The 24,496-nt window shown below is 34.8% G+C and carries 24 protein-coding genes; 13 read left to right on the top strand and 11 right to left on the bottom strand.

Annotation, left to right across the window (positions count from 1 at the left end):
- Positions 1-61: 61 nt before the first annotated feature.
- The 4 genes from recJ to lolA form a co-directional block, all read right to left on the bottom strand.
- A complete protein-coding gene (recJ, locus tag GQ590_RS01020) occupies positions 62-1,798 on the bottom strand; it encodes a single-stranded-DNA-specific exonuclease RecJ (RefSeq protein ID WP_160405976.1) in 1,737 nt (578 codons plus the stop codon).
- 85 nt (positions 1,799-1,883) lie between these two features.
- Positions 1,884-2,582 carry a bifunctional protein-disulfide isomerase/oxidoreductase DsbC gene (dsbC, locus tag GQ590_RS01015; protein ID WP_160405975.1) on the bottom strand — a complete coding sequence of 233 codons (699 nt, stop codon included), beginning with the start codon at positions 2,580-2,582 and terminating at the stop codon, positions 1,884-1,886.
- Positions 2,583-2,607: 25 nt separating this feature from the next.
- Positions 2,608-3,522, bottom strand: a complete 915-nt coding sequence (gene xerD / locus GQ590_RS01010; RefSeq protein WP_160405974.1) for a site-specific tyrosine recombinase XerD — start codon at positions 3,520-3,522, stop codon at positions 2,608-2,610.
- A gap of 735 nt (positions 3,523-4,257) precedes the next feature.
- Positions 4,258-4,851 (bottom strand): outer membrane lipoprotein chaperone LolA, encoded by a 594-nt coding sequence (gene lolA, locus GQ590_RS01005; RefSeq protein ID WP_160405973.1) that lies wholly within the window; start codon positions 4,849-4,851, stop codon positions 4,258-4,260.
- A gap of 178 nt (positions 4,852-5,029) precedes the next feature.
- On the opposite strand from lolA, the gene GQ590_RS01000 reads away from it, so the two are divergent.
- Positions 5,030-6,367, top strand: coding sequence for a replication-associated recombination protein A (locus GQ590_RS01000; RefSeq protein ID WP_160405972.1), 1,338 nt, complete (start codon positions 5,030-5,032; stop codon positions 6,365-6,367).
- A gap of 45 nt (positions 6,368-6,412) precedes the next feature.
- On the opposite strand, the gene GQ590_RS00995 is transcribed toward GQ590_RS01000, so the two are convergent.
- Both GQ590_RS00995 and GQ590_RS00990 read right to left on the bottom strand, forming a co-directional pair.
- Complete coding sequence (locus tag GQ590_RS00995) at positions 6,413-6,790, bottom strand: IS3 family transposase (RefSeq protein WP_160405971.1); 378 nt, start codon at positions 6,788-6,790, stop codon at positions 6,413-6,415.
- A gap of 83 nt (positions 6,791-6,873) precedes the next feature.
- Positions 6,874-7,062, bottom strand: a complete 189-nt coding sequence (locus GQ590_RS00990; protein WP_160405970.1) for a hypothetical protein — start codon at positions 7,060-7,062, stop codon at positions 6,874-6,876.
- Between the two features lie 364 nt (positions 7,063-7,426).
- On the opposite strand from GQ590_RS00990, the gene gorA reads away from it, so the two are divergent.
- Positions 7,427-8,779, top strand: a complete 1,353-nt coding sequence (gorA, locus tag GQ590_RS00985; protein WP_160405969.1) for a glutathione-disulfide reductase — start codon at positions 7,427-7,429, stop codon at positions 8,777-8,779.
- 61 nt (positions 8,780-8,840) lie between these two features.
- Here the strand turns inward: gorA and GQ590_RS00980 are convergent, their stop codons facing one another.
- A complete protein-coding gene (locus GQ590_RS00980; protein WP_160405968.1) occupies positions 8,841-10,190 on the bottom strand; it encodes an MFS transporter in 1,350 nt (449 codons plus the stop codon).
- Positions 10,191-10,424: 234 nt separating this feature from the next.
- Between GQ590_RS00980 and GQ590_RS00975 the strand changes: the two genes are divergently transcribed.
- Positions 10,425-11,006, top strand: coding sequence for a DNA-3-methyladenine glycosylase I (locus GQ590_RS00975; RefSeq protein WP_160405967.1), 582 nt, complete (start codon positions 10,425-10,427; stop codon positions 11,004-11,006).
- 42 nt (positions 11,007-11,048) lie between these two features.
- Here GQ590_RS00975 and efp read toward each other — a convergent pair whose 3' ends face one another.
- Positions 11,049-11,615: an elongation factor P gene (gene efp, locus GQ590_RS00970; RefSeq protein WP_034914965.1), complete on the bottom strand. Its 567-nt coding sequence runs from the start codon at positions 11,613-11,615 to the stop codon at positions 11,049-11,051.
- A 32-nt stretch (positions 11,616-11,647) separates the two neighbouring features.
- Here efp and epmB point away from each other — a divergent pair, with 32 nt between their 5' ends.
- The 6 genes from epmB to nudC all read left to right on the top strand — a co-directional run bounded on the left by epmB (position 11,648) and on the right by nudC (position 16,165).
- The gene (gene epmB, locus GQ590_RS00965) at positions 11,648-12,676 is read left to right on the top strand and encodes an EF-P beta-lysylation protein EpmB (RefSeq protein ID WP_160405966.1); all 1,029 of its coding nucleotides are present in this window, start codon (positions 11,648-11,650) and stop codon (positions 12,674-12,676) included.
- Between the two features lie 211 nt (positions 12,677-12,887).
- Entirely contained in the window at positions 12,888-13,028 is a 141-nt protein-coding gene (gene rpmH, locus GQ590_RS00960; RefSeq protein ID WP_025314679.1) for a 50S ribosomal protein L34, read from the top strand.
- An 11-nt stretch (positions 13,029-13,039) separates the two neighbouring features.
- Positions 13,040-13,396 carry a ribonuclease P protein component gene (gene rnpA, locus GQ590_RS00955; RefSeq protein WP_160405965.1) on the top strand — a complete coding sequence of 119 codons (357 nt, stop codon included), beginning with the start codon at positions 13,040-13,042 and terminating at the stop codon, positions 13,394-13,396.
- A 47-nt stretch (positions 13,397-13,443) separates the two neighbouring features.
- Positions 13,444-13,686, top strand: a complete 243-nt coding sequence (gene yidD, locus GQ590_RS00950) for a membrane protein insertion efficiency factor YidD (RefSeq protein ID WP_065635179.1) — start codon at positions 13,444-13,446, stop codon at positions 13,684-13,686.
- Positions 13,686-15,311, top strand: a complete 1,626-nt coding sequence (yidC, locus tag GQ590_RS00945; protein ID WP_160405964.1) for a membrane protein insertase YidC — start codon at positions 13,686-13,688, stop codon at positions 15,309-15,311. The genes yidD and yidC overlap by 1 nt, the downstream gene beginning before the upstream one ends.
- A 50-nt stretch (positions 15,312-15,361) precedes the next feature.
- A complete protein-coding gene (nudC, locus tag GQ590_RS00940; RefSeq protein ID WP_160405963.1) occupies positions 15,362-16,165 on the top strand; it encodes an NAD(+) diphosphatase in 804 nt (267 codons plus the stop codon).
- A 33-nt stretch (positions 16,166-16,198) separates the two neighbouring features.
- Here the strand turns inward: nudC and GQ590_RS00935 are convergent, their stop codons facing one another.
- The 3 genes from GQ590_RS00935 to hemB all read right to left on the bottom strand — a co-directional run bounded on the left by GQ590_RS00935 (position 16,199) and on the right by hemB (position 19,150).
- Positions 16,199-17,011: a hypothetical protein gene (locus GQ590_RS00935; RefSeq protein WP_160405962.1), complete on the bottom strand. Its 813-nt coding sequence runs from the start codon at positions 17,009-17,011 to the stop codon at positions 16,199-16,201.
- A 63-nt stretch (positions 17,012-17,074) separates the two neighbouring features.
- Positions 17,075-17,845 (bottom strand): IS1 family transposase, encoded by a 771-nt coding sequence (locus GQ590_RS00930; protein ID WP_160405961.1) that lies wholly within the window; start codon positions 17,843-17,845, stop codon positions 17,075-17,077.
- Between the two features lie 297 nt (positions 17,846-18,142).
- Entirely contained in the window at positions 18,143-19,150 is a 1,008-nt protein-coding gene (hemB, locus tag GQ590_RS00925) for a porphobilinogen synthase (protein ID WP_160405960.1), read from the bottom strand.
- Between the two features lie 182 nt (positions 19,151-19,332).
- Here hemB and rpsU point away from each other — a divergent pair, with 182 nt between their 5' ends.
- From rpsU to GQ590_RS00905, 4 genes are all read left to right on the top strand, one after another.
- Positions 19,333-19,548 carry a 30S ribosomal protein S21 gene (gene rpsU / locus GQ590_RS00920; RefSeq protein WP_065635185.1) on the top strand — a complete coding sequence of 72 codons (216 nt, stop codon included), beginning with the start codon at positions 19,333-19,335 and terminating at the stop codon, positions 19,546-19,548.
- A gap of 145 nt (positions 19,549-19,693) precedes the next feature.
- On the top strand, positions 19,694-21,475 hold the full coding sequence (dnaG, locus tag GQ590_RS00915) for a DNA primase (RefSeq protein WP_160405959.1): 1,782 nt from the start codon (positions 19,694-19,696) through the stop codon (positions 21,473-21,475).
- Between the two features lie 81 nt (positions 21,476-21,556).
- Positions 21,557-23,401 carry an RNA polymerase sigma factor RpoD gene (rpoD, locus tag GQ590_RS00910; protein WP_160405958.1) on the top strand — a complete coding sequence of 615 codons (1,845 nt, stop codon included), beginning with the start codon at positions 21,557-21,559 and terminating at the stop codon, positions 23,399-23,401.
- A 71-nt stretch (positions 23,402-23,472) separates the two neighbouring features.
- Complete coding sequence (locus tag GQ590_RS00905; protein ID WP_160405957.1) at positions 23,473-24,444, top strand: bile acid:sodium symporter family protein; 972 nt, start codon at positions 23,473-23,475, stop codon at positions 24,442-24,444.
- Positions 24,445-24,496 lie beyond the last annotated feature (52 nt).

Genomic DNA, 24,496 nt, shown 5'->3' with positions numbered 1-24,496 from the left:
TTTAGCTAGTAATTAGGTGTAAATTTAACGTAATTATGTAATTATAATCCATTCCACTTGCTTATGCGATAGGCCATAGATGTTTAATCATTAATTGCGGAGCTTGATTGCCACGAAATTCATCGACATCTAAGTGATAAACCACTTTTACATTTTTTATTGAGTGATCTGGCCATAGCTGTCGATTCACATTGAAAAAAACGCCTTCGATGAGTGGGCCTCCATTTAAAGGTTCTAGTAGTAGTTTCAGATGCTTATCAGCAAATAATCGCTGTTGATGAATAATAAACTCACCATCAAAAATTGGCGTATAAAACCCTTCTCCCCATGGCCCTGATTCTTTTAACTGTTTGGCAATTGCATAAGTAAAATCTTGAGTATCTATTTCACCATCAGTTTCAATGATAGGATCTAGTAATTCGGGATGTAATCGTGTGTTTAAAAGGGCCTCAAAGCTATTTCTAAAACGCGCTAAATCTTCTTCTCGTATGGTTAATCCAACTGCCATTGCGTGACCACCAAAACTTACTATTAAATCAGGGTGTTGATGATTTAATTCATCCATAAGATCACGCAAATGAACTCCCTTAATTGAGCGCCCAGAACCTTTTAAAAAACCGTCTTGAGTGGAAGCAAAAGATATAACAGGCCGATGATATTTATCTTTTAAACGTGAAGATAAAATACCAATAATACCTTGATGCCACTCAGGGTGATGAAAAACCAGTAAGCTAGGAATTGATATGTTTTGTTTTTCAATTTCATCAATAAATAATAAAGCTTCTTGATGCATCGTTTGCTCAATCAATTTTCTATCGCTATTGAGGTTATCAAGATCGGTTGCTTTGCTGATTGCTAAATCATAATTATCACAAAGCAACAATTCGACACCTAATGTCATATTATCCATTCTGCCAGCAGCATTTAATCTAGGTGCAATATAAAAAGCTAAATCTGTTGAAGTAACACTAGCAGGCTCCTTTTTGGCTACATGTAATAAGGCTTTGATTCCTTCGCTACAATAGCCTGCTCTAATTCTATTCACGCCTTGGTATACTAAAATACGATTATTGTGATCTAGTTTAACTACGTCAGCAATCGTACCTAGTGCCACTAAATCGAGTAAATTTGTTACATTATATTCGGTCAAATTATTATCAGTGAACCAATTTTCTTTACGTAATTTTGCACGTAAAGCAAGCATAAAATAAAAAGCTACACCCACTCCTGCTAAATGCTTAGATGGAAAATCGCAATTGGGTAAATTAGGATTAATTATCGCATCTGCATTGGGTAATTGTTCTGGACATAAATGGTGATCAGTAATAATAACAAATAAGTTTGATTGTTTAGCAAAATCAACAGCTTCAATGGCAGAAATACCATTATCAACAGTAATAATAAGCTGTGCATTTTGTAAAATAGCTTTTTTTACAATTGAAACGCTTAATCCATAACCATCTTCAAAGCGATCAGGTATGATATAATCAACAAACTGGCACCCCATATTTTTAAGTGCTTTGATGATTAAAGCCGTACTTGTTGCTCCATCTGTATCAAAATCACCAACAATTATGATTTTTTCATTATTCTTCATCGCTAAATAAAGAATTTCAACGGCTTTTTTTATACCATCTAGTTTATCGTAATTACATAAATTACGTGTAGCGTAGTCAAGCTCTTGCATACTAGTAACGCCACGTAAAGCATAAATTCGTTGTAACAATAATGGGATATCATCAGAAAACTTTGGATGCAATCCTGATAATTTACGATGTTTTAATTTATTTTTTTTCATATTTTATATGCTAGCGTATTGGCACTAGCATGTATTTTGTCGTTATATTTCAATTTTCAACAAGTGATAAGTTACTAATTGTTATTTAGTTATTTTTATCTAAAATTCCAATTAATTTATCAGCAGGTACAAAGCCAGAAACCAACTGCCCGTTAGGTAAAATAATTGCAGGTGTACCATTAATTCCAAGTCTTTTACCAACATTAAATTGTTGTGTTACATAAGGAACCATACTATTAGCAGGAGTAATAGTATTGCCTTTATACGCATTTTCAAATGCTGCCTTTCGGTTAGTCATACTCCAAATAGATTGCATATTTTTACCCACATCACTATCAGCACCAGCCCTAGGAAATGCAAAATAGTGCACTGAAATACCTGCTTCTAAATATTTATCGATATTTTCGTGTAGTAGTTTACAGTAATGACAAGTATAATCAGTAAAGACTGAAATGATATATTTTTCATTTTTGGCTTTGTAAACGATAGCATCGTTTTCAATTGATTTTATTAACTTAAGATTGTAGCTATTAGCGATATTTTCAGGTTTATCACTTTGAAAATTATAAATAGGGCCTTGAGTTAAGTATTTACCATCATTTGTGACATAAAAAACCCCATCAGGTGTGTCAACACTTTTTAGACCGTTTACAGGGCTATTTGTAATTTTAATATCTTTATCACTGTAGCCTAATTTAGCCATTGTATTAATAATATCGGTATTATTAGCTAGTACGGTAGTTGATATTAACGCTAAACCTAAACCTAAAACTAATTTTTTCATTTAATTATCCTTATTTTTTCGAGCATTATGCTCGAGGATGATGTTTGCTATGTAACTGTTTTAATCTTTCTGTTGCTACATGTGTATAAATTTGTGTTGTTGATAGACTACTGTGTCCAAGCAACATTTGCACAACACGCAAATCCGCCCCATGATTAAGTAAATGGGTTGCGAAAGCGTGCCGAACAACATGCGGTGAAAGAGCTTCAACATTAATGCCAGTCAATATGGCATAGTATTTTATTCTATGCCAAAAGGTTTGTCGTGTCATTTTTTTGCCTAATCGACTCGGAAATAGTACATCAATAGCGCTATTTTTTAAAAGATCGTTTCGGGCATATTTTAAATAATATTCAAGCCAATAAACAGCTTCTTCACCTAGTGGTACTAAACGTTCTTTATTCCCTTTTCCAATAACTCTTATAACTCCTTGTCGTAAGCTAATATCACTCATTTCTAAGTTTACTAGCTCTGACACGCGTAAACCTGTTGCATAAAGCACTTCTAACATGGCTTTATCTCTAAGTTCGATAGGATCTTCTATACTAGGAGATTCAAGTAGAGCACTAACTTGTGATTCAGTTAAATCTTTAGGCAACTTTTTAGGTAGTTTGGGTGATGACAATACTGCTGATGGATCATCGGTTCGGTAATTTTCTTGATATAAATACTGAAAAAATCGTTTGGTTGCACTAAGTAAGCGTGCTGAACTACTTGCTTTATATCCATCCTCTACTCGTTGCATTAAAAATTTTTGTAAATCAATCGTTTGAGCTATTAAAAGTGTAGTATTTTGTTGTTGTAAGGATTGGTTTAATGCTAACAAATCAAGTTTATAAGATTCAATAGTATTTTCTGCAAGATTTCTTTCTAACCATAATGAATCTAAAAACTGTTCTATTAGCATTTTGCTTTGGGCGGTTGTGTTTTGACTAACCATCAAAATTATCTCTACATTACTATTATTTTTTTATATTATATACTAGCTGTCAATAAGTTACTTGTAGCAATTGCTCACGTTGTTTACTGTTATTCGAGAAACGACTGTAATAAATATCCATAAAAAACAAAACTAACACCCTATCACAAACAAGCGATAGGGCGCTTATATCATAAAGAAAAAATAACGGTCACTGATTTGGCAAAACGTTTTATGGTCAGTCTTCCTACCATTTATAACATGCTTAAAGAAACCCCGATTGAAGCTTTTGTCCTTTAAGTAGTCAGAACAAATGTGATAAAACCATCAGTTATAGAATTAAACGTTGGTTAAAGTAAAAAAATCCATTGAAGATAAATTAAAACAGCAATTTAGATAATATTTGATTTTTTTGATTTTTTTACATAAACACGGTGCTTTCCTGAAACTTTTTAACAACAATAACGCAGTCTTTGCTGTTTGTTAGATATTAGATAAATGTTTATTTAGATAAACTGCATAAAGCAACTTTTGGTAAAACACCTTATGCGTTTTTAGCGAATTAATTTAATCATGAAGTGTAACCTATCGGCGTTTTCCTACGGCTAAATTAACACACTTGTAAAAAATGGATTATACCGATTAAAAACAGGCAAAACGCAATTGAGTCAGCTTATTATATAATTTGGTAACAGGGCTAACTGTCACCTTTAACTGGAAAATTTATAAAATTTAAAATTGGGATTGTAAAATCAATTAACGTTGATCATCGACAGTTACACCTGCAGGTGGGGTAAATTTAAATTTATTTAGATCGACTTTACCTAGTTTTTGATGAGACAAGTCATAAAAGCTACGCTGACCATCTTCTTCAATTATCGTAAAATTTGAGATCATTCCAGTTGGTAAAACCGAAATCACAAAGTCTTGATTAGAACCATCAGTCGCTTTAAGTGTAAATGAGTTTTGCTTACGTGTAACATGATAAGCATCCCAAATGGAATTGTGGCTATCAGTAATAAGTAACATTAATCGGTTATCAACCGCTTTTTTCAAGTCCATCACGCTAACTTGTTGAACTGCTGGTGTGTATACCCACATATTCTTCCCATCAGAAATAATTGAGGTTTCATCAGGTTCATTCATCGTCCAATTAAAATAGTAAGGTCTACTCACCCATAAATCACCTTTGCCATCTTGTACTTGCTGATTATCAGCCGTTTTCACATCTTGCGAAAACCTAGCATAAAACCCGTCAATTTTATCTAAACGTTGTTGTAATAATTCTTTATCGCTTGCCCACGCTGATAAACTAACTAATACTCCGATTAACAGTAAAAACTTTTTCATAATCAATCCTTAGGTATTTATTCTACAAAAATATGTTAAATATATGTTGATTAGTTTATAAGGTCAAAATATTACCGTTTTTATTTTAGTCGCGAAAGATATTTTCTTTTCTTTTTTCACTTAATGAATAACAAGTATATAATAGATTTTATTTTATAAATGCGGATAAATACCTGCCATGCCGAGTATGTCTTTTGATTTTTCTACTGATGAATTTAAACCATTAGCAGCTAGAATGCGCCCACGTAATCTAGCTGAATATATAGGTCAATCTCATCTATTGGGGAAAGATAAACCGCTACCCAAAGCCATTGAAGCTGGAAATTTACACTCAATGATCCTTTGGGGTCCGCCAGGCACGGGCAAAACAACGTTGGCTGAAATTATTGCTCATCATGCTAATGCTAAAGTTGAACGAGTTTCTGCCGTTACATCTGGCATAAAAGATATTCGTGAAGCAATTGAACGTGCTAAAATTAATCAGCAAGCAGGGATGCGCACTATATTATTTGTTGACGAAGTTCATCGTTTTAATAAAAGTCAACAAGATGCGTTTTTGCCTTATGTCGAAAACGGTACTGTTACGTTTATTGGAGCAACAACTGAAAATCCATCATTTGAATTAAATTCTGCGTTATTATCTCGTGCAAGAGTTTATTTGCTCAAATCATTAACCAACCATGACATTGAGCAAATTTTACAACAGGCAATGGACGATCCTAACCGTGGTTATGGTAATAAAAACATCAATCTACCCGAAGAAACAAAAAAACAAATTGCTGAATTTGTCGGTGGTGATGCAAGGCGAGCACTCAACACACTTGAACTATTAATTGACATGTCAGATGGGCATGAACTTACACCTGATTTACTCAAAGAAGTTATGGGGGAACGTAGTGCGAGATTCGATAATCAAGGCGATCGTTTTTACAATTTAATTTCTGCGGTACATAAATCAATACGTGGTTCCGCACCTGATGCCGCTCTTTATTGGTATGCCAGAATTATCTCTGCTGGGGGGGATCCGCTTTATGTTGCACGTCGATTATTAGCCATTGCCTCGGAAGATGTTGGTAATGCCGATCCTAGAGCTATGCAAGTCGCGCTTGCCGCATGGGACTGCTTTACAAGAGTTGGTCCTGCTGAAGGTGAACGTGCGATTGCACAAGCAATCATCTATCTTGCTTGTGCACCAAAAAGTAATGCAGTTTACCTTGCATTTAAACAAGCAATGACTGATGCCGAATCAAAACCTGATTACGATGTTCCTGAGCATTTACGCAACGCTCCAACAAGCTTAATGAAAAACTTAGGTTATGGCGCTGAGTATCGTTACGCCCATGATGAACCCAATGCTTTCGCGGCAGGTGAAAATTACTTTCCGCCAGAAATGGCTGATACAAAATATTATCACCCAACAACTCGTGGTGCAGAAAAAAATTATGCTGAAAAATTATCTTGGATAGAAGAACAAAATCGTACTAGCGCTATTCAACGTTATAAATCTAAAAAATAGAGACTGCTGTTATTTTTTATAAAAATATTTTTTAAAGGATCTACTCTAATAAAACACCAGTTTGATACGATTTAACTTGCTCCTCACTAAAACACATAAATAGTTCCAACGTTGCTTAACTTGAATATACGTTAAATCCGCAACAACAATTTGTTTTTTATCACCGACATCAAATTGTCGTTGCAGGTGATTTTCTGTGGCGGTTTCATTCACTTCCGTAGTGTGAGATTGATAACGTTTAACGGTGTATTTTGATACCAGCAATAAAGCTTTCATCACCCGAGCAATGTAACGGCGTGACACCCAAATATTCTCTTTCTGTAAATCAAAACGAATTCGCCTTGTGCCATAAGGCTGATAGCTACGATTAAATAGCGTCACGATTTTATTAGCATAAAGCCCTAGTGATTTTTGTCTATTCAATTTACACTAATAATAAGCATAATATCTTGATAATCCTAAATATTGACATAGTTTTGTTATGCTATAACGATGTCGATTTGCTTTTAGGATAGCGATTTTCGCCCTATTATCAGTGCTGCTTGCTTTATGATATCGTTTTCCATACGGAGTTGTTTAAGCGCTTTGCGCAACGCGATTAACTCTTGTTCTTGTGGACTGCGATTATCTTTTGTTTTAAATGAGCCGCTTTGGCTTGCTTGCGTTATCCAACGGTCCAATGCTGATGGTGTCAATTCCTATTTTGCAACGATTTCACTACGTGATTTACCATGTTGATAAAGACTGACCATTTGCTGTTTAAAATCATCTGTGAATGTTCGTCTTTTGCGTTTAATCTTATTCATATTTGTTCCTTTTTTAGTGGTGATAAGTTTACCTTACCCCTTAAAAAAGTTGTATGAATTAGTGTGGCCGATCCAAAATCATATTTTGTTGATTGAGCCAAATTATATTACTAAAAATAATAAAAGCAGACCAATTATTACAATAATCAATCGTTAATAACTATTATTAAATTTAAAAATTAACACTTTTTTTATTATTCACTTTGTGTAAAGCTAGTGCACAATATAGAAAAATCAGTACAGAGGATATTTAATGACCAAACATTATGATTATATCGCCATTGGTGGTGGTAGTGGAGGGATTGCATCAGTTAATCGAGCGGCATCTTATGGTAAAAAGTGTGCAATTATTGAGGCAAAATTATTAGGTGGTACATGTGTTAACGTTGGTTGTGTTCCCAAAAAAGTGATGTGGTATGGGGCACAAATAGCCGAAGCGATTAATCATTATGGACCTGATTATGGTTTTGATACGACTATTAATCAATTTAGTTGGGATAAATTAATTGCTAGCCGAAGCGCTTATATTGATCGAATTCACCAATCTTATGATCGCGTATTGACTAATAATAATGTTGATGTGATTCAAGGCTATGCTAAATTTGTTGATGCTCATACTGTTGAAGTTAATGGTCAGCAGTATAGTGCCGATCACATATTGATCGCTGTTGGTGGTAAACCAACCATTCCTAATATTCCTGGTGCAGAATATGGCATTACATCGGATGGTTTTTTTGCGCTAAACGCATTACCTAAACGGGTTGCAGTTGTTGGGGCTGGCTATATTGCTTGTGAAATTGCTAGCGTATTGCATGCGCTTGGCGCGCAAACGCACCAATTTATTCGTCATGCCACACCATTGCGCACTTTTGACCCATTAATTATTGAAACTTTAATGGAAGTCATTAAAACAGAAGGGCAACAACTTCACACTTTTGCCATTCCAAAATCTGTTACTAAAAATAGTGATGAATCGTTAACTTTAACACTAGAAAATGGCGAAAGTCACACAGTAGATTGCCTTATTTGGGCGATAGGGCGTCAGCCAGCAACTGATGATATGAACTTAGATGCCGCAGGTATTCACGTTGATAATAAAGGCTTTGTTGTTGTAGATAAATACCAAAACACCAATGTGCCGGGTATTTATTCTGTTGGTGATGACACAGGGGCTATGGCATTAACGCCCGTTGCTGTTGCAGCCGGTCGCCGCTTATCAGAAAGGCTTTTTAACAATAAGCCTGATGAACATTTAGATTATAGCAATATTCCAACAGTGGTATTTACCCACCCTGCTATTGGAACAGTGGGCTTAACTGAACCAGAAGCTATACAGCAATTTGGTAAACAAAATGTCAAAGTTTATACCTCTACTTTTACTGCTATGTACACCGCAGTAACAACGCACCGCCAGCCTTGTAGAATGAAATTAGTCTGTGTCGGGGATAACGAAAAAATTGTTGGCATTCATGGTATTGGTTATGGCATGGACGAAATGTTACAAGGCTTTGCGGTAGCACTAAAAATGGGTGCAACGAAAAAAGACTTTGATAATACCGTTGCTATTCACCCAACAGCTGCTGAAGAATTTGTTACTATGCGTTAATTTAATCATGATTGCAAAAATAAAAAGCAGGCAATTGTCCTGCTTTTTTATTTTTTATTGATTAATTGGTCGATTGATTACGCCAACCATTTTTGGCTAATGGATAAAAACCGACCGCTACTGCAATTAATGCCACAAAAGAGATGTAAATACCTGCTCCCAAATAACTATACTTTCCTAATAAATGTTCAGGACTTAATAGATAAAGTGTTAACGTTGGCGTAATGGCACTAAATAACGCATAAGCTAAATTATAAGAAAACGACAGACCTGAATAGCGGATTGCTGGTGGAAACGTTCTTGTTCCAATTATTGGTGTCATAGCGACAGAACCAATAAAAAGCCCAAATACAGCCCAAATCAAATAAAGTTTGGTGATAGACATATCAGGCGATAAAGAACTATAAAAACACAAACTAGAAATAGCAAGCCCACCCCAACAAATAACTACGGTTTTTGTAGAGCCAAGTTTATCATCTAACCAACCAAAAATAATACAACCTAATGTTAAAGTTAAAGCTGCAATACAACCACCGATCCGCCAATCAAGGTTAGCAAAATGATACATATTGCCAACTATACGCCCCGGCGTAATTAAAATTCCCACCATAATTGCTGTGGACAATGACCATGTTAACAATGCAACAATCAGGCAAGCGGTTTTGTGTTTTTGTAGTACAGTAACAACAGGGATGTTTTTTTCAATCGCTTTGCGAGCGGCTAATTCCTTAAAAATAGGTGTTTCTGATAAAAAACGACGCAAATAAACTGAAATCACCCCAAAAATACCGCCAATAATAAACGGAATACGCCATGCATAATCTAAGATATTTTGCTTAGTAAAGCATAGATCAATAATAATGGTGACAATAAAACCAAGTAAAATACCGCCTGTAATCCCAGATGTTAATGTGCCGACACCAAGTCCATAACGTTGCTTTGGTACATGCTCGGCAATAAATACCCAAGCTCCTGGCATTTCTCCACCAATGGCGGCACCTTGCAACATGCGCATAACTAAAAGCAATAGCGGTGCAAAAATGCCGATCATTTCATAAGTGGGTAAAATCCCGATGATAAACGTCGGTAATGCCATCATTGCGACACTTAGGGTAAACATCTTTTTACGTCCCACTTTATCACCAAAATGCGCCATAATAATACCTCCCACAGGGCGAACTAAATAACCAGCAGCAAAAATACCCCAAGCAAAAAGATCTAACGTTAAAGGAGATAATGTATGAGGCAAAAATAGTGGTTTAACGATGGTATCAATATAAAGTGCGTAAATAACAAAATCATAAAATTCGAGCGTACCGCCTAAAGACGATAACACTAATGTTTTTAAATCCTTACTATTTAATGGCCGTGCATTGGGTTGCCATTGTACATTGTTTTGAAACTGATTCATGAACTAACCTTATTCTTATTGTTAAATTGAGATAGAAAATCAATAAAATGTATCTTTTTGACTGACCTTATAAAGAGTCACCATTTTGCCACAAAAAAAGTCTTTTTTTCATCATAAAAAAATTTAATGAATAACATTAAACTGCATATTTGATTTATCATCTTAAATTATTTATATTTTATTGGATAATCTATCTTATCATTTATCATGTGGTTAATCCAAAAGGAGCATTTAATGACAAATCAAAAAGTACAACGTTGCAGTTGGGTTACAAACGATCCACTCTATATTGCTTATCATGATAACGAATGGGGCACGCCTCAATATGATAGCCTTAAGTTATTTGAAAAAATCTGCTTGGAAGGGCAGCAAGCGGGATTATCTTGGATTACGGTACTGAAAAAACGAAACGAGTATCGCCGTTGTTTTTTTGATTTTAATCCTGAAAAAATTGTCCAACTAACTGCACAAGATATTGAATTACTTATGCAGAACAAAGGATTAATACGCAATCGATTAAAGCTCAATAGTATAATCAAAAATGCCCAAGCTTATTTATTGATGCAAAAAAATCATGAAGACTTTTCTCAATTTATTTGGTCTTTTGTTGATGGTAAACCGATCATTCACCATTACAAAGACAAAAGCGAACTTCCAGTTAGCACTGAAATATCCGACAAAATGTCAAAAGCACTTAAAAAGAAAGGCTTTAGTTTTGTTGGTTCCACCATTTGTTATGCATTTATGCAATCTATGGGGTTAGTCAATGACCATTTTGAAGATTGTTTTAAAAAAGAAATTAAGCTATTTAGGTAGGCAAGAGAGGTTAAAAACCTCTCTTTTTCGATAAAAGTTAACTTATTTAACGCGTGATACGTATTCACCGGAACGCGTATCCACTTTAAGGATTTCACCAATTTGTACAAATAGCGGCACACGAACAACAGCACCTGTTGATAATGTTGCAGGTTTGCCACCAGTGCCAGCTGTGTCACCTTTTAAGCCAGGATCGGTTTCGATCACTTCAAGTTCAACAAAATTTGGTGGTGTGACCGCAATTGGTTGGCCGTTCCATAATGTTAAAATACACTCAGCTTGATCAACTAGCCATTTTGCATTGTCACCAACGGCTTTTGCGTCAGCAGAAAGTTGCTCAAATGTGTCGTTGTTCATAAAGTGCCAAAACTCACCGTCGGTATAAAGATAAGTTAGATTCATATCAACCACGTCAGCAGCTTCAACAGATTCGCCAGATTTGAATGTTTTGTCGACAGTTTTGCCTGAAAGTAATTTTTTAATTTTTACTCGGTTAATAGATTGCCCTTTACCCGGCTTGTAAAATTCATTTTCAACAATAACGCATGGTTCGCCATCTTGCATTATTTTAAGACCGGCTTTAAACTCATTTGTACTATAAGACGCCATAAAAGCTCCAACTAAAATTCTGAATTACAAAAATGACCCATATTATACAGCAAAAAATTGAACTACCAAATAATAAAGATAAATGGATTGTTGATCTTGCTAATGTTGTGACAGATATCAAAGTTTTATATTCTTATTTAGGATTGAATACTGACACAATTTCGAGCCCGATGTTGCAGGCAAGAAAGCGGTTTCCACTTCGTGTACCGATGGCGTTTATTTGCCGAATGAAAAAGGGTGATAACGCTGATCCGCTTTTGTTACAGGTGCTTTGTCATGAAGAGGAGCTGTTAAATGTAAAGGGCTATAGTCATGATCCCTTGCAAGAGCAGGATAATGCCATTCCGGGATTGCTGCATAAATACCATAACCGTGCGTTATTAATCACAAAGACGGGGTGTGCAATTAATTGTCGTTACTGTTTTCGGCGGCATTTTCCTTATCATGATAATCAAGGCAGTAAGCAGAATCTTACTGTGGCACTTGAATATATCGCTAACCATCCTGAACTTGATGAAATTATCCTTTCAGGGGGGGATCCGTTAATGGCTAAAGATCATGAAATGGCGTTTTTGATAAGCGAGTTAGAAAAAATCCCTCACGTTAAACGGTTGCGCATTCATACGCGTTTAGCAGTAGTGATTCCGTCGCGTATTACCTTTGCATTATGTCAGTTGTTTGCTAAAAGTCGCTTGCAATGTGTGGTGATTACTCACATTAATCACCCAAACGAGATTGATGATGATGTTGCTCAAGCGGTTTCGTTATTAAAACAGCATGGCGTGACGGTGCTTAATCAGAGTGTTTTGTTAAAAAACGTGAATGATAATGTCGATGTGTTGGCAACGTTAAGTAATCGACTTTTTGATGTTGGTATTTTACCTTATTACATTCATTTATTAGATAAAGTACAAGGTGCAGCTCATTTTTGGGTTGATGATGAGTCCGCTAAAGTTATTATGAAACAACTTGCCGAGAAAGTATCAGGCTATTTAGTACCTAAATTAGCGCGCGAAATCGGTGGCGAGAAAAGTAAACAAGTACTTACTTTTTGGAATTAGTTAATTATGTTTTACGTTATAAATTATTATGTTATAAGTTATTTGCTCTATTTTATTTTATCGCATGGTAATTAGATATTAATGGGATTTATCTGTAAAAATCTCATTGACGAAAAACAAAATTGGCACTATAATTCCGACCTCTTTAATTAATGCTGTGGAGTTTTTACTCTACGCCTTGTTGATAAATTAGATTTGGATATAAATCGTCATGAAACGCACATTTCAACCATCAGTATTAAAACGCAATAGAACTCACGGTTTCCGTGCTCGTATGGCAACTAAAAATGGTCGTCAAGTTCTTGCTCGCCGTCGTGCTAAAGGCCGTGTTCGTTTAACTGTTGCTAGCTAATTTAAAGTTGGGTGATTAAGCTCACTTTTTCTCGGGAGTTGCGCTTGTTAACTCCCTCTGATTTTAATCATGTCTTTCAAGAGTCTGTTCGAGTAGGCTCTCCTTTTCTTACTTTAGTTACACGAAAAAACACCTTAGATCATCCTCGATTAGGGTTTGCTATCGCTAAAAAACAGGTAAAACGAGCTCACGAACGTAATCGTATTAAGCGGCTTGCTAAAGAGTACTTTCGGCATCATCAACATCAGTTTCCTAATATTGATTTTATTCTGATGGCTAAAGAGCCGGTTATAGATTTAGATAATCAACAAATTGTAGAAACACTTAATCAATTATGCCAACGAATCATCGCCAAGCAAAAGGATTAAATAAATTTATATTGATTATCAAATTGCATGTTTGTGCATGTAAGGATATGATAGTTAATGTTTTTGTATTTTTTATTCGTGTTTATCAACGTGTTATTAGTCCTTTATTAGGTCCTAAATGTCGCTTTACACCGACATGTTCGCAATATGCAATAATTGCATTAAGACGCTTTGGATTAATAAAAGGTGGTTGGCTAACAGCGAAACGTGTATTAAAATGTCACCCTTTACATGAAGGAGGAGAAGATCTTGTTCCTCCCAAAACTAAAACCAATAGAGAAAAACACTAATGGGATCGCAACGTAATATTTTAGTCATTGTTTTACTTTTTATATCTTTTTTTATTTGGAAAGCGTGGGAAGAAGACCATGCACCAAAACCACCTATCGCTAATCAGTTGGCGCAATCAGCCAGTGATGATTCTATCGATGGTTCAACACAAGGTAAAACAATCACCGTGAAATCTGACGTATTGTCACTCACTATTAATACTTATGGCGGTGATGTCCAAGCTGCTCAATTATTAAAATATGAGCAAAAACTTCACTCAGGTACACCTTTTCAATTATTAACCTCTCGCCCTGATTTTATTTATATTGCGGAAAGTGGTTTAACGGGTAAAGACGGTCCTGATAATGCGATGCAAGGCTCAAAACGTCCCATCTATCAAGCTACACAAGCCGAATATGTTTTAGCTGATGGCCAAGATGAATTACGAGTACCATTAACTTATCAAGTTAATGGTGTTACTTATACTAAATATTATGTGTTGCATCGTGGTAATTATGCGGTTGATGTTCAATATGATATTAATAACCAAAGTGGCGTTCCGATTGAGATTGCAATGTACGGTCAACTAAAACAAACCATTAAATTACCTGAGGATATCCCAACCGAAGGTGGTGGTGGTTTAGGTCAAAGTGCATTCCGTGGTACGGCTTACTCTAGTTCTAGTACTAACTATAGTAAATATAGTTTTGATGATATTAAAGATAAAGCATTAGCTGTTGAAACCCAAACTGGTTGGATTGCGATGTTGCAGCACTATTTTGCATCGGCATGGGTGCCAGCTCAGGATAAAAATACTTTATTTTATTCCCGTACATCGGTTAAAAACACCCAAGCAGCTATTGGCTTCAAAGGTGAACCCACCGTTATTCAACCTGGACATACAGAAACGATTGGTGCAAAATTGTGGTTGGGCCCAGAAATTCAAAGCCAATTAAAAGAGACAGCTAACCACCTAGATTTAGTTGTTGACTATGGTTGGTTATGGTTTTTGTCGCAACCTTTATTCTACTTACTGAAGTTTATCCATAGTTTTATTGGTAACTGGGGTTTTGCAATTATAGTTATTACATTTATTGTACGTGGTGTTTTGTTCCCATTAACACGTGCCCAATATCGTTCTATGGCTAAGATGAAACTATTACAACCTCGAGTACAAGCCTTGAAAGAGCGTTATGGTGATGATCGACAAAAAATGAGTGTAGAAACAATGGCGCTTTACAAACAAGAAAAAGTGAACCCATTAGGTGGGTGTTTGCCATTGCTTATTCAAATGCCAATTTTCTTGTCTTTGTTCTATATGTTAGGTAATACGGTTGAGCTGCGTCATGCGCCATTTGCACTTTGGATTCATGACTTATCAGCGCAAGATCCATATTATATCCTACCATTATTGATGGGTGGGACCATGTTCTTAATTCAGAAGATGTCACCAACACCAGCCACTGATCCATTACAACAAAAATTGATGACTTACATGCCATTAATCTTTACGGTATTTTTCTTGTGGTTTCCATCAGGCTTGGTTTTATATTATATTGTTAGTAATTTATTCACAATTGCTCAGCAGCGCATTATCTACTGGGAACTTGAGAAAAAAGGACTTCACGAAAAGAAAAAGAAATAATATAAATAAAGGAGGGGTAAAATCCTCCTTTTTCATTTTGGGTGGTTATAATGAATATACAGCAACAATTTAATTTAATAGGTAGTGAAATAGGTTATTGGTTTGTGAGTGCTAATGGTCGGTTATGGTTACCAAATGGCGAAGTGCCTGTAGGTTGCGCTAAGGAGTTAGGTTTTACAAATCAACGTGCTCAACCAATTGGTGAATGGAATGGACAGACTGCGTGGTTGATTTGTCATGATATGAAAAATGCTATGAGCTCAATTCGTTCATTACTTGATAGCAGTGATCTATCTTTATTTAATATGGCTGGTCGAGCTGTGCAACTTTCTGAATTTTATCGTTCCCATAAATATTGTGGATATTGCGGGCATGAAATGTATATTAGTAGCACAGAATGGTGTTGTATGTGTGCTCACTGCAAAGAGCGTTATTACCCACAAATTTCGCCATCAATTATTGTGGCAATTCGCCATCAAAATAAAATTTTGTTAGCCAAGCATGTTAGGCATAATAAAGATAATTTATATACTGTTTTAGCAGGGTTTACTGAAATTGGTGAAACCATGGAAACAGCTGTTGAGCGTGAAGTTTTTGAAGAGTCGAAGCTTAAAATTAAAAATGTCCGTTATATTGGCTCCCAGCCTTGGCCTTTCCCAAATTCACTAATGATGGCTTATTTAGCTGATTATGATAGTGGTGAAATAATAGTAGATAAAAACGAGCTTGTTGAGGCAAATTGGTACCATTATACACAGTTGCCTAAAATTCCTGAATATGGCACTATTGCAAGACGTTTAATAGAAGAGACGATTGCTTTGTGTCGTGAATATGATGAATTAGGGCAAAATTAACCATATTCACTTTACTATCAATAGGCGTTAGGTTTATTGATACTCAATAGTACGAGTTAGCTCAACTGTTCCTGACTCAACCCCTGTTTTGACACAAATGGCTTTAGTCCAATCTTGATTTTCATTGTAGTTGTCGTAAGTACAGGTTTCAGTTAATTCAACTTCTTGTTCATTTTGGTTATTAATAATGATCTCACCATTTGAGGTTAACTTATATGTTTTGGTAATGGTCTTTTCTACTTGGTTATTTGTATTATAAATGATCTCTTTTTGTTGAGCTAAAATTGGAAACTTTGTTTTATCATCAACTGGAACATAGGCATTATATGAGACAAGTTCTACACGGTTATTTTCATATATAATCTGGTTGTTAAAAATAACATTATTCCCAGCAAAATGAGTTAAAGTTGTTTCAACTAAATGTCCTTGCTCATCAAACTCAGAATTAGCGACAATATCACCGTCACTATCTTGCATTGTAAGGATATTTTTTTTTGTATCAAAAGTAATATTATATTTCTCTCGATTATTACCGTAAATATACTTAGCCGAATCATAATTCACTTCGCCATAAAGACCATCTAAATCATAATTAGCAACATAGCCTTGTATATTGTAGTTGATGATTTTATTTGACCCACTTCCCATTATTTTTTGTTGTTTAATTAATTTATTATTTGGTAATAGCTCTGGTTCAGTATGAAAAAGATAACTATTAATAACTGCTGTTGGTAATTGAGCAAATGATTGTTCTGATATTTTTTTATCAGGTATTTTCTTATCGTCACAACCAGTAATTAATAATACACTGCTAATGACACATATGGATAAAATATTCTTTTTCATAAAACTGATTCCCACTTATCCTATTGTTTAAAAATATTTATAATAAAACGTAAAATTGAGTAATTATTTATGTTCACACCAAGTGGCCAGCGCTTCACAATGCCAATATCTCATCATGTTGCACCAAATTGAACGCCATTTATGTACAGTATCACTGTGTAAACTAAGTATTGTTGCTATTTGTGAATTATTTTTATCCAAAACAAGCAGATCGATAAATTGTAACCATAATTCAGGTTTAGGAATACGATTTAAGCTAGTATTGCCTACAATATTAAAACTATTTCTACAGCGTTTACAGCGATAGCAAGTACGAGTTCCAATTTTGGCGGTTTCGTTAGAATCACAATGTATACAGGTTGGGTTTTGTTCATTTAGTAAAGTTGTGACTTTTGCTTTTATCGTTTTATATTGTTCTGCTAAGATTGGAATTAATGTGGCTTGTTTTTGTTGTGTATACCACTTATGTAATAATGGGTAATAAGTTTGAAGATAATTGATAATCGCACGTTCTCGGCGCATTACTTTTTCGAATGAAATTTCAAGATTTCTAGCAATATTGGTATAGCTAATATTTTTTATACGGCTAGTAAATATTGTTTCCAACCAATTAAATGGTATTAAGCGATTGAATGGCGTATTAGTTGAAGCGGTAAAATATTTATGGCAGTTTTTGCAATGATATGTTTTAGTTGGTTTTGAACGAATGATATAAAATTCTATTTTTTTGCAAAAAGGGCAAGATTCTGCATGTTGCAATATTATTTTTTGTAGTTCATGACGAAAAGCTTTAAATTCATCATGTAATTCATTTGGTATCAGCTCATCAATCATTTTTTATTTCCTTATTACTTATCTGATTAAATATTATCATTTTTTTACATAAACATATAGCATTCCTGAAACTTTTTTACATTTTATGTAAAGTAAAATCACTAACCTCTTATAAATGCTAACTTATTTTTAAGTATTAATTTTGTATTGTCGATACAAAAACAAAAAGGATACATACGGCTAAATAATATGAGCTATAATACAATTTTTATATGCATGATATGTTAGAGCGGTAACTAAAATGCTCCTTCCAATTTAGAAAGAGCAGTAATTACTTGTGTTGAATAAATATTATTCTTATTGGTGTAACCATTCAGCCACTTGTTTGGCAAAATAGGTTAAAATACCATCAGCGCCTGCACGTTTAAAACAGAGCAAAGACTCCATAATAGCCGATTTTTCATCTAACCAACCATTTTCAATTGCTGCTGTTAACATGGCATATTCGCCAGAAACTTGATAAGCAAAAGTAGGAACAGCAAAGGTTTCCTTTACTTTTTGCACAATATCAAGATAAGGCATGCCGGGCTTAACCATGACCATATCAGCGCCTTCACTTAAATCTTGATAGATTTCTTGTAATGCTTCATTACTATTTGCAGGATCGAGCTGGTAGGTTTTTTTGTTTCCACCTTTTATATTTTGGGCTGAACCAACGGCATCACGAAATGGACCATAAAAACAAGATGCATATTTAGCTGAATAAGCCATAATTTGTGTATTAGTAAAGCCATGTTTTTCGAGTTCATTACGTATTGCGCCAATGCGTCCATCCATCATATCGCTTGGGGCAATAATATCGACACCTGCTTGGGCTTGTATTAACGCCTGTTTAACTAACGTTTCAACCGAGATATCATTTTGTACATAACCTTGTTCATCAATAATACCATCTTGTCCATGCGTGGTATAAGGATCTAGCGCAACATCAGTTAGTACTCCTAGCTCTGGAAATTCTTTTTTTAGTGCTCGAACAGCTTTTGGTACTAATCCATTCTCGTTATATGCTTCTTGCGCTAATAAAGATTTTTTTGATGCTTCAATAGCGGGAAATAGAGAAAGAACCGGAATTCCTAATTTGGCTACTTGCTCTGCTTCTTTTAATAGAATATCAATACTCATTCGATTAACGTTTGGCATTGAAGTTACAGGTTCTGTAACATTATTACCTTCAATAATAAAAACTGGATAAATTAAATCGTTTACCGTTAAACTATGTTCAGCAAGCATACGCCGACTAAATTCATGAGTACGATTACGACGTAAGCGGCGATGGGGATATAGTCCAGTTATTAATGATGGCATAAAAAACTCCTAATTATTTTTATAGATTTTATTTATTATCTGATGCTATATGTTGATTAGCAAATTAATTTGCTTTGTTACAATAATTCTATTTTTTACTTTACAAGATATATTGATTAGAGGTAAAATTGCGCACTAATTTATTCCCTTGTGATATTAAACAAATTTGAGGTGAGAGGCACATGCCAGTAATTAAAGTACGTGAAAATGAACCTTTTGATGTAGCATTACGTCGTTTTAAGCGTTCTTGCGAAAAAGCAGGAATTTTAGCGGAAGTTCGTAATCGTGAATTTTACGAAAAACCAACCACAGTTCGTAAACGCGCAAAAGCAGCTGCGGTTAAGCGTCATGCTAAAAAATTAGAAAGAGAAAACGCTCGTCGTACTCGTCTATATTAATATTTTCGAGATTATTTATACTGAAAATTAGAATTGATATTAAAAATCAATTTATTACCTTTTTAATATAAAGAATTCTAACAAGCCGTATTTTTAATACGGCTTGTTGTCTTTCTATAACACCATAATTGGTTAAAATTTTATCATGAAAGGTCTTATTCCTCGCGATTTCATCTTAGATCTAATTGCTCGAACTAACATTCTTGATGTGATTAGTAAACGGGTTAAAATGAAAAAAAAAGGGAATAATTATTTTGGTTGTTGCCCTTTTCATGATGAGAAAACAGCCTCTTTTTCGCTTAATGAAAAAAAACAGATCTATTACTGTTTTGGCTGTGGCGCATCGGGATCTGTTGTTAATTTTTTAATGCAATATGAGCACCTATCTTTTCCTGAAGCAATTGAAGAATTGGCTAGTATGCAGGGGATTCGGATCCCTTATGTCGACAACGAAAACAATCAAATCGATCAATCAAAACATATTGCGTCTCGAAATGTTCGTCGTGATTTGTATGCTTTAATGGATAAAATCACAGCTTTTTATCAGCAACAATTAACATTGCCAACATCCATTAATGCTCAAAAATATCTTAAGCAACGAGGACTTAACGACGAAATTATACAACGCTACAAAATTGGATTTTCGCCTAATGATTGGCGATTAACTTTACAAAATGTAGTTAAAACAAAAGCCGAAGAAGAACTTTATGAACAAGCTGGCATGTTAGTTACCAATGATAGTGGTAATCAATATGACCGCTTTCGTGGGCGAATTATGTTTCCTATTCGTGATAGACAAGGAAATGTTATAGCATTTGGTGGTCGAACTATCATTAATGATCCGGCAAAATATATGAATTCCCCAGAAACGCCGATTTTTCATAAAGGCTTTCAACTTTACGGATTTTATGAAACGCTAGAAGTTAATCGTAATCCTCAGCAATTGATCGTTGTTGAAGGTTATATGGATGTGGTGTCACTTGCCCAATATGGTATTGATTATGCTGTAGCTGCTTTAGGTACGGCAACATCTGAAGAGCATATTAAATTATTGTTTAGAGCAACCGATTCGGTAATATTTTGTTATGACGGTGATAACGCAGGGCGAAGTGCAGCCTGGCGAGCACTTAATGTGTTATTGCCTTGTTTAATCGATGGTAAAAAAATTGCTTTTGCATTTTTGCCTCAAGATGAAGATCCAGATAGTCTTGTGCGTAAAATTGGTAAAGAGGGGTTTGAAAATTATTTAAGTGAAGCCTCAAATTTATCAAAATTTTTATTTGATGAGATTTTAAAACAGGTCGACTTAAAAACACCCGAAGGAAAAGCTAAATTGAGCTCGCTAGCTTTACCGTTACTTGATCAAATTAAGGCAAAAACCTTTAGATTAAATTTATTACAACAACTTGGTAATTATTTAGGTTTACTTGATGTCTCTCAACTAGAACAATTAATGCTTGAAAATCGATCTAAAGGTGATGATAAGGCAAATGAAAAAGCGCCTGTATCACAAATGAAACTAACTACGATGCGTATTTTGATCGGTTTATTACTTCAATACCCTAATCTTGCTGAGCAAGTTTCTGATATAAATGTGATTCGTCAAGTTAAAATGGCAGGTATAGAGATCTTTATTGAATTACTTGAATTATGCCAACGTCACCCTAATATAACAACAGCACAAATATTAACAGAGTTTATAGATAGACCGTTTTATAAACAATTAATTCGTTTATCAACATGGGAGTGTCATTATCAAGATGAGCAAATAGATGCAACATTTTCACATACTTTAAGAGAGTTGTATGATAATATACTCGCCCAAAGGCAAGATGAACTGATCGCAAAAGAGAGAGTCTCCGGCTTAAGTACCGCAGAGAAAAAAGAATTAGCGACTTTAATACTTGCTTTATCAAAAAAAGACTAAATATATAGTGTAGATGTAGATTCCTAATATTATTCTATATCTATAATATAGATGACCAAATAACTAAAGTGGATACCTTTTATGGAGCAAAATTCTCAGTCACAGTTAAAACTCCTGATCATCCGAGGTAAGGAGCTAGGATACTTGACCTATGCTGATGTTAACGATCACTTACCGGAAGAGATTATTGATTCAGATCAGATTGAAGATATTATCCAAATGATCAATGATATGGGGATTCAAGTTCTTGAAGAAGCCCCCGATTCTGATGAGTTATTACTTTCAGATAATGTCCCTGATGAAGAAGCCGTTGAGGCAGCTACAGCATTAGTATTATCTAATGTTGAGTCAGAAATCGGTAGAACAACCGATCCTGTTCGTATGTATATGCGCGAAATGGGTGCGGTTGAACTATTAACACGTGAAGGCGAAATTGATATTGCTAAACGTATTGAAGATGGCATTAATCAAGTGCAAACTTCAGTATCAGAATATCCTGAGGCTATTACTTATCTTTTAGAGCAATATAATTTAATTGAAAGTGGACAAGTTCGCTTATCTGATTTGATCACTGGTTTTGTTGATCCAAATGCGGAAGAAGTTGCTGAGGAATTGCCGGAAGATTTAGAGGTTAGCGGCGCTGAAATTGAAATTGATGATAGTGATGATGAAAGTGACGATGAAGAAAGTGATTCTTCAACTACTGATGACGATGTTTCTATCGATCCTGAAGTTGCAAAAGCTAAATTTGCCGAATTAAAAGAGCAACATGATAAAACGTCTGATGCGATCAAAAAATATGGCCGTGCTCATAAAAAAGCACAAAAAGAGATCGAAAATCTATCAGAGATCTTTAAACAATTTCGTTTAGTTGCTAAACAATTTGATATTCTTGTCAATAACATGAGAAGCATGATGGAGCGTGTTAGAACTCATGAACGTGCAATTATGAAGATCTGTGTTGAGCAATGTAAAATGCCGAAAAAGCAATTTATGACGTATTTTACTGGTAACGAAAATAACATGGATTGGTTTAAGAAAGCGTTAACTTCAAAAAATGCATTTGCAGCTAATTTAACAGATTTTGATAATGAAATAGAAGCTCAGGTTAATTTGTTACAACAAATAGAAGTCGAAACAAATCTTTCTATTGAGCAAATTAAAGATATTAATCGACGCATGTCTATTGGTGAAGCTAAAGCACGTCGAGCCAAAAAAGAAATGGTTGAGGCTAACTTACGGCTTGTTATTTCAATTGCAAAAAAATATACCAATCGTGGATTACAATTCTTAGATCTTATCCAAGAAGGTAATATTGGCTTGATGAAAGCAGTTGATAAATTTGAATATCGTCGTGGTTATAAATTCTCAACTTATGCAACTTGGTGGATAAGACAAGCGATTACGCGTTCTATAGCTGACCAAGCAAGGACAATTCGTATTCCTGTGCATATGATTGAAACAATTAATAAGTTAAATCGTATTTCTCGTCAAATGTTACAGGAAATTGGTCGTGAACCAACACCTGAAGAGTTATCTGAACGCATGCAAATGCCTGAAGATAAAATTCGCAAGGTACTTAAAATAGCTAAAGAACCAATTTCAATGGAAACGCCAGTTGGTGATGATGAAGATTCACATTTAGGTGACTTTATTGAAGATACTGCGCTTGAGCAACCGCTAGATGCGGCGACTTCTGAAAGCTTACGCAGTGCTACACGTGATATTTTATCAGGATTAACACCAAGAGAAGCAAAAGTGTTACGCATGCGATTTGGTATTGATATGAATACTGACCACACATTGGAAGAAGTAGGTAAACAATTTGATGTAACTCGTGAACGTATTCGTCAAATTGAGGCTAAGGCGCTGAGAAAATTACGTCATCCAAGCCGTTCTGATGTGCTTCGTAGCTTTTTAGAATAAATTTTATTTTTTGTATATCGCCACTTTTGTGGCGATTTTTTTATTCTTGTTAATCAAAGATATTAAAAAACATGAATATACTACAACGTTTTAAGATCGACTCATTCTTGTTGGTACTCATTTGTGTTGTCATTACAGCTAGTCTGTTTCCTTGTAAAGGGCAAACTAAAGTCATTTTTGAATATTTCACCACATTTGCTATTGGCTTATTATTTTTTATGCACGGAGCAAAGCTTTCTTTTCAAGCAATTGTCACAGGTATAAAAAATTGGCGATTACATTTGTTAATATTTACAACTACATTTGTAATATTCCCCGTTTTAGGCATGATGATGCAGTTATTAGTGCCCACATTTTTATCACATGATATTTATTTAGGTTTTGTTTATCTTTGTGTTTTACCAGCAACAGTGCAGTCTGCAATAGCATTTACTTCAATAGCTAAAGGTAATGTGGCAGCAGCTATTTGCAGTGCTTCAGCATCAACGTTATTGGGGGTGTTTATTACTCCGCTTTTAGTTGGATTGTTAATACATACTCAAACCTTGGCATCAATGAACATAATTGATGCCATTACCTCTATTATGCTAAAACTAATGTTGCCTTTTGTTGTTGGGCATTTATCTAGACGCTTTATTGGTAAATGGATAGATAAGTATAAAAATATTATTTCTAAAACAGATCGTTTGTCGATTTTGTTAGTGGTTTATGTCGCTTTTAGTGATGCGGTTGTTAATGGTATATGGTCGCAAGTTGGTTTGTTATCACTTCTAGAAATTATTTTTTATTCTATTATGTTATTAACAGTTGTTTTATTAATAACAACTTATGGCTCAAGATTACTTGGTTTTAATAAAGAAGATGAAATCACAATTGTATTCTGTGGTTCAAAAAAGAGCCTAGCAAGTGGTATTCCTATGGCGAGTGTTATCTTTCCTATGTCGGTAATGGGGATAATGATCTTACCTTTAATGATCTTTCATCAAGTACAATTAATGGTTTGTGCTGTGTTAGCTGCGCATTACGCAAAACGAAAAATGTAAAATTTGTTTTGCTCATTATCTCATTCTCAAGGATAATAGAAGCGCTATTAAC

The sequence above is a fragment of the Gilliamella sp. Lep-s35 genome, from assembly GCF_009795845.1.
Taxonomy (GTDB): Bacteria; Pseudomonadota; Gammaproteobacteria; order Enterobacterales; family Orbaceae; genus Gilliamella.
Note: the sequence above shows the minus strand (reverse complement) of the source record. Positions and strands in the feature narration are given on the sequence as shown.

Excerpts from the sequence above, each read along its gene's own strand:
- recJ (WP_160405976.1), bottom strand. The coding sequence starts at position 1,798 with ATGAAAAAAAATAAATTAAAACATCGTAAATTATCAGGATTGCATCCA.
- dsbC (WP_160405975.1), bottom strand. The coding sequence starts at position 2,582 with ATGAAAAAATTAGTTTTAGGTTTAGGTTTAGCGTTAATATCAACTACC.
- xerD (WP_160405974.1), bottom strand. The coding sequence starts at position 3,522 with ATGGTTAGTCAAAACACAACCGCCCAAAGCAAAATGCTAATAGAACAG.
- lolA (WP_160405973.1), bottom strand. The coding sequence starts at position 4,851 with ATGAAAAAGTTTTTACTGTTAATCGGAGTATTAGTTAGTTTATCAGCG.
- GQ590_RS01000 (WP_160405972.1), top strand. The coding sequence starts at position 5,030 with ATGCCGAGTATGTCTTTTGATTTTTCTACTGATGAATTTAAACCATTA.
- gorA (WP_160405969.1), top strand. The coding sequence starts at position 7,427 with ATGACCAAACATTATGATTATATCGCCATTGGTGGTGGTAGTGGAGGG.
- GQ590_RS00980 (WP_160405968.1), bottom strand. The coding sequence starts at position 10,190 with ATGAATCAGTTTCAAAACAATGTACAATGGCAACCCAATGCACGGCCA.
- GQ590_RS00975 (WP_160405967.1), top strand. The coding sequence starts at position 10,425 with ATGACAAATCAAAAAGTACAACGTTGCAGTTGGGTTACAAACGATCCA.
- efp (WP_034914965.1), bottom strand. The coding sequence starts at position 11,615 with ATGGCGTCTTATAGTACAAATGAGTTTAAAGCCGGTCTTAAAATAATG.
- epmB (WP_160405966.1), top strand. The coding sequence starts at position 11,648 with ATGACCCATATTATACAGCAAAAAATTGAACTACCAAATAATAAAGAT.
- rpmH (WP_025314679.1), top strand. The coding sequence starts at position 12,888 with ATGAAACGCACATTTCAACCATCAGTATTAAAACGCAATAGAACTCAC.
- yidD (WP_065635179.1), top strand. The coding sequence starts at position 13,444 with ATGATAGTTAATGTTTTTGTATTTTTTATTCGTGTTTATCAACGTGTT.
- yidC (WP_160405964.1), top strand. The coding sequence starts at position 13,686 with ATGGGATCGCAACGTAATATTTTAGTCATTGTTTTACTTTTTATATCT.
- nudC (WP_160405963.1), top strand. The coding sequence starts at position 15,362 with ATGAATATACAGCAACAATTTAATTTAATAGGTAGTGAAATAGGTTAT.
- GQ590_RS00935 (WP_160405962.1), bottom strand. The coding sequence starts at position 17,011 with ATGAAAAAGAATATTTTATCCATATGTGTCATTAGCAGTGTATTATTA.
- GQ590_RS00930 (WP_160405961.1), bottom strand. The coding sequence starts at position 17,845 with ATGATTGATGAGCTGATACCAAATGAATTACATGATGAATTTAAAGCT.
- hemB (WP_160405960.1), bottom strand. The coding sequence starts at position 19,150 with ATGCCATCATTAATAACTGGACTATATCCCCATCGCCGCTTACGTCGT.
- rpsU (WP_065635185.1), top strand. The coding sequence starts at position 19,333 with ATGCCAGTAATTAAAGTACGTGAAAATGAACCTTTTGATGTAGCATTA.
- dnaG (WP_160405959.1), top strand. The coding sequence starts at position 19,694 with ATGAAAGGTCTTATTCCTCGCGATTTCATCTTAGATCTAATTGCTCGA.
- rpoD (WP_160405958.1), top strand. The coding sequence starts at position 21,557 with ATGGAGCAAAATTCTCAGTCACAGTTAAAACTCCTGATCATCCGAGGT.
- GQ590_RS00905 (WP_160405957.1), top strand. The coding sequence starts at position 23,473 with ATGAATATACTACAACGTTTTAAGATCGACTCATTCTTGTTGGTACTC.